This window comes from Streptomyces macrolidinus (genome assembly GCF_023887685.1).
GTDB lineage: Bacteria > Actinomycetota > Actinomycetes > Streptomycetales > Streptomycetaceae > Streptomyces > Streptomyces macrolidinus.
The window spans coordinates 1-14,056 of the sequence record NZ_JAMWMR010000006.1; the positions used below are offsets into that span (position 1 = coordinate 1).

A 14,056-nucleotide genomic window follows, 5' to 3' on the forward strand; every position below is an offset into this window, starting at 1 on the left:
TCCTTTTAGAACTCCGGTTCTTGGGCATCACGCCCAGGAACCGGAGTTTTTTGTTTTCCGACCGAACCCCGGTACAACCCCCCGTACCACGCTGTGAACCCGGCGGGTAAGGTCAGGAGGTATCGTTGGCTCATTTCCCACAGGAGGCCCCCGGGTGGAGGTCCAGGAGACCCGTGTCCAGACGGACCGAGTCCTCACCATCCCGAACATCCTCAGCATGGCACGGCTCGTCGGCGTGCCCGTTTTCCTGTGGTTGATCCTCAGGCCCGAGTTCGGTGGGCCCAAGAGCGACGGCTGGGCGCTCCTCGTCCTCGTACTGAGCGGCGTCAGTGACTATCTGGACGGCAAGCTCGCCCGGCGCTGGAATCAGATCAGCAGTCTCGGCCGGCTCCTCGACCCCGCGGCCGACCGGCTCTACATCGCGTCGACTCTCATCGGTCTCACCTGGCGTGAGATCCTGCCCATCTGGTTGACCGCTGTACTGGTGGCGCGCGAGCTGGTCCTGCTGGTGATGGTGGGCATCCTCCGGCGGCACGGCTATCCGCCGCCCCAGGTGAACTTCCTGGGGAAGGCGGCGACGTTCAACCTCATGTACGCCTTCCCACTGCTGCTTCTCAGCGACGCGACCGGATGGATCGCGACACCCGCGGCCATTTTCGGATGGGCGTTCGCAGGTTGGGGTACAACGCTGTACTGGTGGGCAGGACTCCTCTACGTGGTGCAGGTCCGCCGTCTTGTCAGGGCAAACACCATGGCCGATTGAGCCCGCCAAAGGGGGCGGCCGTAGCGGCTCGATGGCCCGCGCGGGGAAACTGCGGGACAATCTGACGGGTGAAGTCGGCTGAACCGTCGTCTCTTCGAGGAGGACGCTTCCGACATGAAGGCCGTCGTAATGGCGGGCGGCGAGGGCACACGCCTCCGCCCCATGACCTCGAGCATGCCCAAGCCGCTCCTGCCGGTGGTCAACCGCCCGATCATGGAGCACGTGCTGCGGTTGCTGAAGAGGCATGGGCTCAACGAGACCGTCGTGACCGTCCAGTTCCTGGCCTCGCTGGTCAAGAACTACTTCGGTGACGGCGAAGAACTCGGCATGGAGCTCACCTACGCCAACGAGGAGAAGCCGCTCGGTACCGCCGGAAGCGTCAAGAACGCCGAAGAGGCACTCAAGGACGACGCCTTCCTCGTGATCTCCGGTGACGCGCTGACCGACTTCGATCTCACCGACCTGATCCGCTTTCACAAGGAGAAGGGTTCGCTGGTCACCGTCTGCCTGACGCGTGTGCCCAACCCGCTCGAATTCGGCATCACCATCGTCGACGAAGAAGGAAAGGTCGAACGCTTCCTGGAGAAGCCGACCTGGGGCCAGGTGTTCTCCGACACCGTGAACACCGGTATCTACGTCATGGAGCCCGAGGTCTTCGACTACGTCCTGCCCGACGTGCCCGTCGACTGGTCCGGCGATGTCTTCCCGCAGTTGATGAAGGAGGGCAAGCCGGTCTACGGCTATGTCGCCGAGGGCTACTGGGAGGACGTCGGCACTCACGAGAGCTATGTGAAGGCGCAGGCCGACGTCCTGGAGGGCAAGGTCGACGTCGAGATCGACGGCTTCGAGATCTCCCCGGGCGTATGGGTGGCCGAGGGCGCCGAGGTGCACCCCGACGCTGTGCTGCGCGGCCCCTTGTACATCGGCGACTACGCCAAGGTCGAGACCGGCGCCGAGATCCGTGAGCACACCGTCGTCGGCTCGAACGTCGTCGTGAAGAGCGGCGCGTTCCTCCACCGGGCCGTCGTCCACGACAACGTCTACATCGGCCAGCACAGCAATCTGCGCGGCTGCGTGGTCGGGAAGAACACCGACATCATGCGTGCGGCCCGGATCGAGGACGGCGCGGTCATCGGCGACGAATGCCTCATCGGCGAGGAGTCGATCGTCCAGGGCAACGTCCGGGTCTATCCGTTCAAGACCATCGAGGCCGGTGCCTTCGTCAACACCTCGGTCATCTGGGAATCCCGCAGCCAGGCCCATCTCTTCGGCGCCCGCGGTGTGTCCGGGATCCTCAACGTGGAGATCACCCCCGAGCTGGCCGTGCGGCTGGCCGGCGCGTACGCCACCACGCTCAAGAAGGGGTCCACGGTCACCACCGCCCGCGACCACTCGCGGGGCGCGCGTGCGCTCAAGCGCGCGGTGATCTCGGCGCTCCAGGCCAGCGCCATCGACGTACGCGACCTGGAGAACGTACCCCTGCCCGTCGCCCGGCAGCAGACCGCGCGGGGCAGCGCCGGCGGGATCATGATCCGGACCTCGCCGGGCGTCCCCGACTCCGTCGACATCATGTTCTTCGACGGGCAGGGAGCCGATCTGTCGCAGGCCGGGCAGCGGAAGCTGGACCGGATGTTCGCGCGCCAGGAGTACCGGCGGGCCTTCCCCGGTGAGATAGGGGATCTGTACTTCCCCTCCAGCGTCTTCGACTCGTACACCGGATCCCTGCTGCGCAGCGTCGACACCACGGGGATCGCCGATTCCGGGCTCAAGGTCGTCGTGGACGCGTCGAACGGCAGCGCAGGGCTCGTCCTGCCCAGCCTGCTCGGCAAGCTCGGTGTGGACTCGCTGACGATCAATCCCGGCCTGGACGAGTCCAGGCCCACGGAGACCGTCGACGCCCGAAGAGCGGGGCTCGTACGGCTCGGTGAGATCGTCGCCTCCTCGCGGGCGGCGTTCGGCGTACGGTTCGACCCCGTGGGGGAGCGGCTCTCGCTCGTCGACGAGAAGGGGCGGATCGTCGAGGACGACCGGGCGCTGCTGGTGATGCTCGACCTGGTGGCCGCGGAGCGGCGCAGCGGGAAGGTCGCGCTGCCGGTGACGACGACACGGATCGCCGAGCAGGTGGCGGCGTACCACGGGACACAGGTCGAGTGGACGACCACCTCGCCCGACGACCTCACGCGCGTGGGCCGGGAGGAATCGGCCATCTTCGGCGGCGACGGGCGCGGCGGGTTCATCGTGCCGGAGTTCAGCAGCGTCTTCGACGGTACGGCCGCGTTCGTGCGCCTCATCGGACTCGTGGCGCGGACGCAGCTCACGCTCAGTCAGATCGACGCGCGGATTCCGCGTGCCCATGTCCTCAAGAGCGATCTCGCCACCCCCTGGGCCGTCAAGGGGCTGGTGATGCGCCGGGTCGTCGAGGCGGCCGGGGACCGCTTCGTGGACACCACGGACGGGGTACGGGTCGTGGAGGCCGACGGGCGGTGGGTGCTGGTGCTGCCCGACCCCGCCGAGGCCGTCACCCATCTGTGGGCCGAGGGGCCCGACGACGCCTCCGCGCAGGCCCTGCTGGAGGAGTGGTCCGCGGTCGTGGACAGCGCGGGCAGGTAGAACACACGGCACGCGCGGGTGCCGGGCGGGCTCCTCGAGGGGCCGGTCCGGCACACGGGACAGGGCCATTCGGAGGTATGGTTCGCGACGTGCGACGATGTGCGGCATGCCGCAGCCGCCCCCCATTCGGAGCACACCCGCGCACACCTCGCGTCCGGACGCGTCCATGTCGTTGCTCACCAACGTCATGGACCACAGCCTCGACGACGGATACGCCGAGGCCGCCGCCCGGAAGCGGTCGGAGGGCACCGGTGGCCTGCCCAAGACGGTGCGGGCCAAGCTCGGTCTCGCGGCCGGACTCGTGCTCGCCGCCGTCGTGGTGACGGTGGGCGCCGCGCAGGCGCGCGTGGCCGCCCCGGCGGTCGCGAAGGAGCGCGAGGAACTCATCGACCGCATCCAGCGCGAGACCACGGCCGCGGACAAGCTCGAAGCCACCGTCGACACGTTGCGCGACGACGTGGGCGCGCGGCAGCGGGAGGCCCTGAAGAAGGACGGGGGCGCCGACCGGGCCGACCTCGTCGGGATCCTGGCGGGCGCCGTCGCCGTGCACGGTCCGGGCGTGAAGCTCGTCGTGGACGACGCCAAGGAAGCCACCACCGGCGGCAACGGCAATCCGCGGGAGACCACCGGCTTCGCCGACACCGGGCGCGTCCGCGACCGTGACATGCAACGCGTGGTCAACGGGCTGTGGGAGTCGGGCGCCGAGGCGGTCTCGATCAACGGACAGCGGCTGACGGCGCTCTCGGCGATCAGGGCCGCGGGCGACGCGATACTCGTCGACAACAGGCCGCTGGTGCCGCCGTACACGGTGCTCGCGGTGGGGGACGGGGACCAGCTCGGCGCCACGTTCAAGGACAGCGCCGACGGGCTGTATCTGGACGCGCTGCGGGAGAACTACGGGATCCGGACCAGCCTGTCCACCGAGGACGACCTCCGGCTGCCCGCCGCACCGAGTGTGATCGTACGCACAGCACAACCGAGCACAGAGAAGGGCACATCGTGATCGCCGTACTGGGCCTCGTCGTGGGAGTCGTGGTCGGCCTGCTGGTCCGGCCCGAGGTTCCGGCGGTCGTCGAGCCTTACCTTCCGATCGCCGTCGTGGCAGCGCTCGACGCCGTGTTCGGTGGTCTGCGGGCCATGCTCGACGGCATCTTCGACGACAAGGTCTTCGTCGTGTCGTTCCTGTCGAACGTCGTCGTGGCCGCGCTGATCGTGTTCCTGGGCGACAAGTTGGGGGTCGGCGCACAGTTGTCCACCGGTGTCGTGGTCGTCCTCGGTATCCGTATCTTCTCCAACGCCGCGGCGATCCGTCGGCACGTGTTCCGGGCGTGAGGCCGATGAGCGACGCGGACGAGACGCCCGAGCGGCAGCCGCACACCGGCGAACACCGGCTGCGCAGGGAACTGCCGCAGGAGGTCCCGCCCAAGGCCCCTGAGGCGTCCGGGACCTCGACGTCCGGCAACGACCGCGAACCCGCGCTGACCGGCCGTCAGCGCCTGGTGAAGGGGCTGTGGCCGCCGCGCGTCACCCGGGCCCAACTCATCGTCGCGCTGCTGCTGTTCGGCCTCGGCTTCGGCCTGGCCGTCCAGGTCGCCTCCAACAGCGACAGCAGCAGTGCCCTGCGCGGCGCACGGCAGGAAGATCTTGTACGCATCCTCGATGAACTGGATGACCGTACACAGCGTCTTCAGGACGAGAAGCAGGGTCTCGAAGGCCAGCGGACCGAGTTGGAGAACAGCTCGGACCGGGCCGAGGAGGCCCGCAAGCAGACCGCCGAGAAGGAGAAGCAACTCGGCATCCTTGCGGGCACCGTGGCGGCACAAGGACCCGGCATCACGGTGACCATCGAGGACACGAAGGGACTGGTCCGGGCGAACATGCTGCTCGACGCGATCCAGGAGCTGCGCGCCGCCGGCGCGGAGGCCATCCAGGTCAACGGTGTCCGCGTGGTCGCCGGAACCTATCTGTCGGATACCGGAAAGGGTGTCAGCGTCGACGGGAACAAGATCGCCCAGCCCTATCGTTTCAAGGTCATCGGCAAGCCGCAGGATCTCGAGCCGGCGCTCAACATCCCGGGAGGCGTGGTGCAGACTCTGGAAAAGGAGCAGGCCACGGTCGACGTGGAGCGTTCGACGAAGATCGTCGTGGACGCCTTGCGAGTGGCGAAGCAGCCTGACTACGCTCGGTCGTCCTCCCCGTGAACCGCGGGTGCATGGAGACCGTCCGACGAGGGCATGAGGTTGCGGGGGGTCGGCGCACCGAATGGGTGGTGCGTGGTGGAAACTGTCTGGTGGATACGGACGTTGTGAGGATGTCCGGATCGGCCGGTGTATGCAATCAGGGTTCGTCCTGCCCCACGGGCGGGTCTGTTTCGGTCAAGGGGAATCGCCCGTGAAGTTGTTTGCGAAGTTGTTCGGCAAGAGCGCCCGAGGGGGCAGCGACACACCTGCCCGCCACCGCGCCGCGCAGCCGGGAGACGCGGAGAGCCAGCGCCCGCTGTTCCGGGATCAGGTCGGTGGCCCGGGTGGTGCCATGTCAGGAGGTCAGGGCGCGCCGTCGGTTGACCCTGCCGCGTCCGGACGCATAGGTTCCGGGAACATGTCGGCTCAGGTGTGTTCGAGGTGCGGTCACCACAACGCGGAAAGCAGCCGCTTCTGCTCCAACTGCGGTGCGCCGCTTCGGGCGGGCGCGGTCGCGGAGCGCGCGTCGGAGACGACCTCCACGATCTCCATCTCCGGTCTGGAGGCCTACGACGCGGAGGCCACGGGCCAGACGCCGATGCCGACGCTCTCCCCGGAGGCGCAGGCGGCCGTCGACGCGCTGCCGCTCGGCTCGGCCCTGCTGGTGGTGCGCCGCGGTCCCAACTCGGGAAGCCGCTTCCTGCTGGACAGCGACCTGACCACGGCCGGGCGCCATCCGCAGAGCGACATCTTCCTGGACGATGTGACGGTGTCGCGTCGGCACGTGGAGTTCCGCCGCGGTCCGGACGGCACGTTCACGGTCGCCGACGTCGGCAGCCTCAACGGCACGTACGTCAACCGGGAGAGCATCGACCAGGTCGCGCTCAACAACGGCGACGAGGTGCAGATCGGCAAGTACAGGCTGGTCTTCTACGCGAGCCAGCGGGGTATCTGACCCGCCAGGGAAGGGTCCATGCGTCACACACCGAGCGGCGGTGCCGGAAGCGGCACCGCCGCCGCGGACAACCGGCTGATGAGTATCGGCACGGTGCTGAACGTGCTGCGCGAGGAGTTCCCCGACGTCACCATCTCCAAGATCCGCTTCCTGGAGGCCGAGGGGCTCATCGAGCCGCAGCGCACGCCCTCCGGGTACCGGAAGTTCACCGCCCATGACATCGAGCGCCTCAGCCGGGTGCTGCGGATGCAGCGGGACCACTATCTGCCGTTGAAGGTCATCCGTGAGTACCTGGACGCCCTGGAGCGGGGCGAAGAGGTGCGCCTGCCCTCCCTGGGCCGCCAGCAGCGCGACGCGGCGGACACGGACGTCCTCGGCGGTCTTCTCGGCGACCCCGTGACCCCCACGGTCGCGCGGATCGGCCATGACGAGCTGCTCGCGGCCGTCGAGATCAGCGAAGAGCAGCTCAAGGACTGGGAGTCGTACGGGCTCCTCGTACCGCTGGCGGACGGAACGTACGACGCCGAGGCCGTCACCGTGGCCACTCTGGTGGCCGAACTGGGCCGCCACGGCATCGAGCCGCGCCATCTGCGCGTGATGAAGGCCGCCGCGGACCGCGAGGCGGGCCTGGTGGACCAGATCGTGGCCCCGCTGCGGCGCCATCGCAACCCGCAGACGCGGGCACACGCCGAGGCCCGGACGAAGGAGCTGGCGGGGCTCGCGGTGAAGTTGCACGCCGCGCTGGTGCGCTCCGCGCTGGGCGTACGGCACCCGTGAACGCGGGCCCGGCCTTCGGTGGATCGTCCAGCCGTTCCGTGCCCGACTACCCAAACATCCCGGGCACGGCCTAGGGTTGCTGTGTGAATGAGCTCGATGTCGTAGGTGTCCGGGTCGAGATGCCCTCCAACCAACCGATCGTGCTCCTGCGTGAAGTGGGAGGCGACCGCTACCTCCCCATCTGGATCGGCCCCGGGGAAGCGACCGCGATCGCCTTCGCCCAGCAGGGCATGGCCCCCGCGCGACCGCTCACGCACGACCTGTTCAAGGACGTGCTGGAGGCGGTCGGCCAGGAGCTCACGGAAGTGCGCATCACGGATCTGCGGGAAGGCGTCTTCTACGCGGAGCTGGTCTTCGCCAGCGGTGTCGAGGTGAGCGCCCGCCCGTCCGACGCCATAGCGCTCGCGCTGCGCACGGGAACGCCGATCTACGGCAGCGACGGCGTGCTGGACGACGCGGGTATCGCGATCCCCGACGAGCAGGAGGACGAGGTCGAGAAGTTCCGCGAGTTCCTCGACCAGATCTCGCCGGAGGACTTCGGTACGAGCAATCAGTGACGCTACGAGCAATCAGCGACGCTGCTCTGACAGCGGGGCGTTACCCGCCGGTGACCCGCGCGACAGGCCCCCGGCCCTTCGCTCAAGCATTCGGCTAGCCTTTCCCCGCGGGAGGGCACGGGAAACCACTCCTAGGGTGATTATCACTCGGCGTGCCGAGTGTGGCGATCGTTGACGCACCCCTGGTGACTGCCTACCGTCGAGAAGGCAGTCGAGGACGGAGGTCGGCGTGAGAAGCAGCGGCGGCGGTACGGCGGGGGGTGCCCCCGGACGCAGGATGGGGGAGAGCGGCTCGTACCCTTCCCCCGGCTCCCGGCTTCGCCCGAGCAGCGGATATCCCCACCACGGCAGCACGGCCGACCCGATCTCCCAGCGGCCGACGGCTGTGCCGGGTGACGGCGAGACGGACTCCGAGAACGCGTCCGAGCACATCGGCTACCGCGGCCCCACGGCGTGCGCCGCCGCAGGCATCACCTACCGGCAGTTGGACTACTGGGCCAGGACCGGGCTCGTCGAGCCGAGTGTGCGCCCTGCCTATGGGTCGGGGACGCAGCGGCTGTACAGCTTCCGGGACGTCGTCGTTCTGAAGATCGTCAAGCGCTTCCTCGACACCGGAGTGTCCCTGCAGAACATCCGTGCCGCCGTCCAGCACCTGCGGCAGAGCGGATTCCGCGATCTGGAGCGGATGACGCTGATGAGCGACGGCGCGACGGTCTACGAGTGCACGTCCCCTGACGAGGTGCACGCGCTGCTCCAGGGCGGGCAGGGCATCTTCGGTATCGCCGTCGGTGTCGTCTGGCAGGACGTGGAGAGCGCACTGTCGCAACTGCACGGCGAGCGCGTCGACACGGGCGAGACCATCGTCGGCCACAACACCACGGACGAGCTGGCGCGACGGCGTAACCGGGCGGTCTAGGACCGGTACGCCCGGCGTGGCGTGTGCGGGTGCCTCACTGTCAGTGGTGTAAGGCAGCATCGGACATGTGAGAACCGTGCCCACGATCCTGCATCTCGACATGGATGCCTTCTACGCCTCGGCGGAGCAGGCATCCAAGCCGAGCCTGCGCGGGAAGGCGGTCGTCGTGGGCGGGCTCGGGCCGCGCGGTGTGGTGGCCACGGCCTCGTACGAGGCGCGGGCCTTCGGGGTGCACTCGGCGATGCCCATGGCCCAGGCGCGCCGGCTCGCGCCGAACGCCGCGTATCTGGTGCCGCGCTTCGGGTTCTACCGGGAGATCAGCGAGCAGGTGATGGGGCTGCTGCGGACCCTGTCGCCGCTGGTGGAGCCGCTGAGCCTGGACGAGGCCTTCGTGGACCTGGAGGCCGGGGGAGTGGCCTGGGACGAGGAGTCCGCGCGGCTCACGGGGGAGCGGCTGCGCGCCGACATCCGGGCGGTGACCGGGCTGACGGGCTCGGTGGGGCTCGCCGCCTCCAAGATGCTCGCGAAGATCGCCTCGGAGGAGGCCAAGCCCGACGGTCTGGTGCTGATCCGGCCGGGCACCGAGCGCGCGCTGCTCGGGCCGATGCCGGTGCGCACGCTGCCGGGCGTCGGCCCCGCGACCGGGGACCATCTGCGGCGGGCGGGGATCACCACGGTCGACGAGATCGCGGAGGCGGGCGAGGACGAGCTGGTACGGCTGCTCGGGAAGGCCCATGGGCACGGGCTGTACGCGATGGCGCTGGCACACGACGAGCGGCCCGTGGTGGCCGAGCGGGAGGCCAAGTCCGTGTCGGTCGAGGACACCTACGACGTGGATCTCCACGACCGGCTCCGGATCGGCCTGGAGGTGCAGCGGCTCGCGGACCGGTGCGTGCGGCGGCTGCGGGAGGCCGGTCTCTCGGGCCGGACCATCGTGCTGAAGGTACGCCGGTACGACTTCTCGACGCTGACCCGCTCCGACACCCTGCGCGGGCCCACGGACGACCCCGCGGTGGTGCGGGAGGCCACCGCGCGGCTGCTGGAGTCCGTGGACACCACGGGCGGGGTGCGGCTGCTCGGGGTGGGCGTCAGCGGGCTCGCCGACTACACGCAGGAAGATCTGTTCGCCCAGGCGCGGCTGGCCACGGGCGAGGCGCCGGGGGAGGAGCCCCCGCAGCCCCCGCAGACCTCACAGCCCCCGCAGACCTCGCAGGCCGAGAGCGCTGACGAACCCGCCGAGGAGGAGCCCGCCCCCGCCGAGCGCATATGGCGCGCGGGCCACGACGTCCGGCACGCGGAGTACGGGCACGGGTGGGTGCAGGGCAGCGGGCTGGGCCGGGTGACCGTACGGTTCGAGACCCCGGACTCACCGCCGGGACGCGTCCGTACGTTCCGCACCGACGATCCACGGCTGGTACCGGCGGATCCCCTGCCCCTGGTCCCGAGAGAACCCGGAGAGTCCGAGACCGGAGAACCCGAGGCCCCCGGGCCGCCGCCGACGGCCCCGACGGGCGCGGGCACCGACGACGGCTCTCGGTAGCCCCGGGCGCGTGCGTCAGCCCCCGTCGGACCCCGCGAGACGCCCGAAGTCGCGGTCCGGCGGAGGCGGGGCGGCCACATCGAGGCCGTAGTGGTGGTAGAGCTGGAGCTCCTGTTCGGGCGAGAGATGGCGTCCGACCCCGAAGTCGGGGGCGTCCTTGATCAGGGAGCGGTCGAAGGGAACCCGCAGGGTGCCCTCCACCAGCTCGCTGGGCTCCAGGGGGACGAACGCGTCCCTGCTGAACAGCCCCGTGCGTATGGCCGCCCACTCCGGCACGCCGGTCGCGTCGTCGAGGTAGATCTCGTCGATCGTGCCGATCTTGACGCCTTGGCGGTCGAACGCCTTGCGGCCGATCAGATTCCGCGGATCGATGTCGGTCTGCACGGTCCCTCCAACTGGTCGCAACTCATCCGTTGCCACTACGAAAGAGCACAATCGGCGGGGCGGCCACTCGAAGGTCCACGGGACGGCCAGGGCGCCGTATCCGCTGGTAGTCTGACAATCGGCCGCTGAACCCGTGCGGGAGAGCTCTCCGGAATCATCCCCGGGGACGCCGAAGGAGCAAATCCTCCCCGGAATCTCTCAGGCACACGTACCGCATGGACGAGGTCACTCTGGAAAGCAGGGCGGGCGTCGACGGCTTCCGCTCTCACCGACGGTGAAAGCCGGTGACGCCTTGGTGCGGACCGGCGAAGCTCTCAGGTCGAGATGACAGAGGGGGAGGCCGTCGGGGTGCCCGCGCCGGGGTGCCCCTCGAAGGTCGCGCCAGACCAGGAGGCCTCCGCATGACCGCCCCTCGCATTCCGCTCTCCGAGCTCGAACAGGGCATCCCCTTCGAACAGCGACACATCGGGCCGGACCACGAAGCACGGGCCAAGATGCTCGCGCAGGTCGGCTACGGCTCGCTCGACGAGCTGACCGCCACCGCCGTGCCGGATGTGATCAAGAACGCCGACGCGCTGGACCTGCCGGGCGCGCGCACCGAGGCCGAGGTGCTGGCCGAACTGCGCTCCCTCGCCGACCGCAACCAGGTTCTCGGCTCCATGATCGGCCTCGGCTACTACGGGACGTTCACGCCCCCGGTGATCCTGCGCAACGTCATGGAGAACCCGGCCTGGTACACCGCGTACACGCCGTACCAGCCGGAGATCTCGCAGGGCAGGCTCGAGGCGCTGCTCAACTTCCAGACCATGGTCGCCGACCTCACCGGCCTGCCGACCTCCGGCGCCTCCCTGCTCGACGAGGGCACGGCCGCGGCCGAGGCGATGGCGCTGTCCCGGCGTATGGGCAAGAACAAGAAGGGCCTGTTCCTGGTCGACGCGGACGCGCTGCCGCAGACCATCGCCGTCATCCGGACGCGGGCCGAACCGACCGGTGTCGAGGTCGTCGTCGCCGACCTCGGCCAGGGCATCCCGGCCGACCTCGCCGCCCGCGAGATCAACGGCGTGCTGATCCAGTACCCGGGCGCCTCCGGCGCCGTACGCGACATCAAGCCGGTCATCGACCAGGCGCACGAGCTGGGCGCGCTCGTCACCGTCGCCGCCGACCTGCTCGCCCTGACCCTGCTGACCTCGCCGGGCGAACTGGGCGCCGACATCGCCGTCGGCACCACCCAGCGCTTCGGCGTGCCGATGGGCTTCGGCGGGCCGCACGCGGGCTACATGGCCGTGCACGAGAAGTTCGCCCGCAGCCTTCCCGGCCGCCTGGTCGGCGTCTCCGTCGACGCCGACGGCCACAAGGCCTACCGGCTCGCGCTTCAGACCCGTGAGCAGCACATCCGCCGGGAGAAGGCCACCAGCAACATCTGCACCGCGCAGGTGCTCCTCGCCGTGATGGCCGGGATGTACGCCGTCTACCACGGGCCGGAGGGCCTGAAGACGATCGCCCGGCGTACCCACCGCTACGCCGCGATCCTCGCGCAGGGGCTGACGTCCGGCGGTGTGGAGATCACGCACGGCGCCTTCTTCGACACCGTCACCGCGCGGGTGCCCGGCAAGGCCGCCGAGGTCGTCGCCGCCGCCCGGGACAACGGCGTCAACCTGCGTCTGGTCGACGCCGACCACGTCTCCGTGGCCTGCGACGAGACCACCACGCGCGCGCAACTGGCCGCCGTCTGGTCCGCGTTCGGCGTCGAGGCCGACATCGAGGCGCTGGACGCGACCGCCGCGGACACGCTGCCCGAGGCGCTGCTGCGCACCGGCGACTACCTCACGCACCCGGTCTTCCACCAGTACCGCTCCGAGACCGCGATGCTGCGCTATCTGCGCCGCCTCGCCGACCGGGACTACGCGCTGGACCGCGGCATGATCCCGCTGGGCTCCTGCACCATGAAGCTCAACGCGACCACGGAGATGGAGCCGATCACCTGGTCCGAGTTCGGGCAGCTCCACCCCTTCGTGCCCGCCGAGCAGGCCGAGGGCTACCTCACGCTCATCCGCGAGCTGGAGGAGCGTCTCGCCGAGGTCACCGGCTACGACAAGGTCTCCCTCCAGCCCAACGCCGGTTCACAGGGCGAGCTGGCCGGTCTGCTCGCCGTACGCGGCTACCACCGTGCCAACGGTGACGACCAGCGCGCTGTCTGCCTCATCCCGTCCTCCGCGCACGGCACCAACGCCGCCAGTGCCGCGATGGCGGGTATGAAGGTCGTCGTCGTGAAGACCGCGGCGGACGGCGAGATCGACGTCGAGGACCTGCGTGCCAAGATCGAGCGGTACCGCGACGAGCTGGCGGTCCTGATGATCACCTACCCGTCGACCCACGGTGTGTTCGAGGAGCACGTCGCCGACATCTGCGCGGCCGTGCACGAGGCGGGCGGCCAGGTGTACGTCGACGGCGCCAACCTCAACGCGCTGGTCGGCCTCGCCAAGCCGGGCCACTTCGGCGGTGACGTCTCGCATCTGAACCTGCACAAGACGTTCTGCATCCCGCACGGCGGCGGCGGTCCGGGCGTCGGCCCGGTCGGTGTGCGCGCGCACCTGGCGCCGTACCTGCCGAACCACCCCATGCAGCCCGCGGCCGGTCCGCAGACGGGCGTCGGCCCGGTCTCGGCCGCTCCCTGGGGTTCCGCGGGCATCCTGCCGATCTCGTGGGCGTACGTCCGGCTCATGGGCGGTGAGGGCCTCAAGCACGCCACCCAGGCGGCCGTGCTGTCCGCCAACTACGTCGCCAAGCGCCTCGAGCCGCACTACCCCGTGCTCTACACCGGCCCCGGCGGCCTGGTCGCGCACGAGTGCATCATCGACCTGCGCCCGCTGACCAAGGCGACGGGCGTGAGCGTGGACGACGTCGCCAAGCGGCTGATCGACTACGGCTTCCACGCGCCGACGATGTCGTTCCCGGTGGCCGGAACGCTGATGATCGAGCCGACGGAGTCGGAGGACATCGTCGAGCTGGACCGGTTCTGCGACGCGATGATCGCCATCCGCGCGGAGATCGAGAAGGTCGGCTCCGGTGCCTGGTCGGCCGAGGACAACCCGCTGCGCAACGCCCCGCACACGGCCGCCGCGCTCGGCGGTGAGTGGACGCACGCCTACAGCCGCGAGGAGGCCGTCTTCCCGGCCGGTGTCTCGGCCGCCGACAAGTACTGGCCGCCGGTGCGCCGGATCGACCAGGCCTTCGGCGACCGGAACCTGGTCTGCTCCTGCCCGCCGCTGGACGCGTACGAGGACTGATCGCCCTTGGGTGTGCGTCGGGGCCGGTTCGGAGGCGGTGTCTCCGGTCCGGCCCCTGGTGTGTGCGGCGTGCCTCGCGTGCGCGTG

The 14,056-nt window shown here is 69.7% G+C and carries 12 protein-coding genes and 1 riboswitch; of the genes, 11 read left to right on the forward strand and 1 reads right to left on the reverse strand.

Features of this window, described 5'->3' with window-relative positions; translation table 11 throughout:
* The first annotated feature begins 154 nt into the window (after window positions 1-154).
* The 10 genes from clsA to NGF19_RS09085 all read left to right on the forward strand — a co-directional run bounded on the left by clsA (window position 155) and on the right by NGF19_RS09085 (window position 10,298).
* Complete coding sequence (gene clsA, locus NGF19_RS09040) at window positions 155-763, forward strand: cardiolipin synthase ClsA (protein ID WP_252423882.1); 609 nt, start codon at window positions 155-157, stop codon at window positions 761-763.
* Window positions 764-877: 114 nt separating this feature from the next.
* Window positions 878-3,373 carry a mannose-1-phosphate guanyltransferase gene (locus tag NGF19_RS09045; protein ID WP_252423883.1) on the forward strand — a complete coding sequence of 832 codons (2,496 nt, stop codon included), beginning with the start codon at window positions 878-880 and terminating at the stop codon, window positions 3,371-3,373.
* Between the two features lie 166 nt (window positions 3,374-3,539).
* Window positions 3,540-4,376, forward strand: a complete 837-nt coding sequence (locus NGF19_RS09050; protein WP_252424318.1) for a DUF881 domain-containing protein — start codon at window positions 3,540-3,542, stop codon at window positions 4,374-4,376.
* The gene (locus tag NGF19_RS09055; RefSeq protein ID WP_019708255.1) at window positions 4,373-4,705 is read left to right on the forward strand and encodes a small basic family protein; all 333 of its coding nucleotides are present in this window, start codon (window positions 4,373-4,375) and stop codon (window positions 4,703-4,705) included. Before NGF19_RS09050 ends, NGF19_RS09055 begins: the two co-directional genes overlap by 4 nt.
* Window positions 4,706-4,710: 5 nt before the next feature.
* Window positions 4,711-5,574: a DUF881 domain-containing protein gene (locus tag NGF19_RS09060; RefSeq protein WP_252423884.1), complete on the forward strand. Its 864-nt coding sequence runs from the start codon at window positions 4,711-4,713 to the stop codon at window positions 5,572-5,574.
* Between the two features lie 61 nt (window positions 5,575-5,635).
* Window positions 5,636-6,508, forward strand: a complete 873-nt coding sequence (locus NGF19_RS09065) for a double zinc ribbon and FHA domain-containing protein (RefSeq protein WP_252423885.1) — start codon at window positions 5,636-5,638, stop codon at window positions 6,506-6,508.
* 18 nt (window positions 6,509-6,526) lie between these two features.
* Window positions 6,527-7,285 carry a transcriptional regulator FtsR gene (gene ftsR, locus NGF19_RS09070; protein ID WP_252423886.1) on the forward strand — a complete coding sequence of 253 codons (759 nt, stop codon included), beginning with the start codon at window positions 6,527-6,529 and terminating at the stop codon, window positions 7,283-7,285.
* 83 nt (window positions 7,286-7,368) lie between these two features.
* On the forward strand, window positions 7,369-7,842 hold the full coding sequence (locus NGF19_RS09075) for a bifunctional nuclease family protein (RefSeq protein ID WP_067026588.1): 474 nt from the start codon (window positions 7,369-7,371) through the stop codon (window positions 7,840-7,842).
* Window positions 7,843-8,071: 229 nt separating this feature from the next.
* The gene (locus tag NGF19_RS09080; RefSeq protein ID WP_308288462.1) at window positions 8,072-8,758 is read left to right on the forward strand and encodes a MerR family transcriptional regulator; all 687 of its coding nucleotides are present in this window, start codon (window positions 8,072-8,074) and stop codon (window positions 8,756-8,758) included.
* A 67-nt stretch (window positions 8,759-8,825) separates the two neighbouring features.
* Window positions 8,826-10,298 carry a DNA polymerase IV gene (locus NGF19_RS09085; protein WP_252423887.1) on the forward strand — a complete coding sequence of 491 codons (1,473 nt, stop codon included), beginning with the start codon at window positions 8,826-8,828 and terminating at the stop codon, window positions 10,296-10,298.
* Between the two features lie 15 nt (window positions 10,299-10,313).
* Here NGF19_RS09085 and NGF19_RS09090 read toward each other — a convergent pair whose 3' ends face one another.
* The gene (locus NGF19_RS09090; RefSeq protein WP_252423888.1) at window positions 10,314-10,682 is read right to left on the reverse strand and encodes a PRC-barrel domain-containing protein; all 369 of its coding nucleotides are present in this window, start codon (window positions 10,680-10,682) and stop codon (window positions 10,314-10,316) included.
* A gap of 126 nt (window positions 10,683-10,808) precedes the next feature.
* Window positions 10,809-10,906: riboswitch (glycine riboswitch) on the forward strand.
* Window positions 10,907-11,083: 177 nt separating this feature from the next.
* Here NGF19_RS09090 and gcvP point away from each other — a divergent pair.
* Window positions 11,084-13,969: an aminomethyl-transferring glycine dehydrogenase gene (gene gcvP / locus NGF19_RS09095; protein WP_252423889.1), complete on the forward strand. Its 2,886-nt coding sequence runs from the start codon at window positions 11,084-11,086 to the stop codon at window positions 13,967-13,969.
* Window positions 13,970-14,056: the final 87 nt, after the last annotated feature.

Excerpts from the sequence above, each read along its gene's own strand:
- NGF19_RS09045 (WP_252423883.1), top strand. The coding sequence starts at position 878 with ATGAAGGCCGTCGTAATGGCGGGCGGCGAGGGCACACGCCTCCGCCCC.
- NGF19_RS09050 (WP_252424318.1), top strand. The coding sequence starts at position 3,540 with ATGTCGTTGCTCACCAACGTCATGGACCACAGCCTCGACGACGGATAC.
- NGF19_RS09060 (WP_252423884.1), top strand. The coding sequence starts at position 4,711 with ATGAGCGACGCGGACGAGACGCCCGAGCGGCAGCCGCACACCGGCGAA.
- NGF19_RS09065 (WP_252423885.1), top strand. The coding sequence starts at position 5,636 with ATGGGTGGTGCGTGGTGGAAACTGTCTGGTGGATACGGACGTTGTGAG.
- ftsR (WP_252423886.1), top strand. The coding sequence starts at position 6,527 with ATGCGTCACACACCGAGCGGCGGTGCCGGAAGCGGCACCGCCGCCGCG.
- gcvP (WP_252423889.1), top strand. The coding sequence starts at position 11,084 with ATGACCGCCCCTCGCATTCCGCTCTCCGAGCTCGAACAGGGCATCCCC.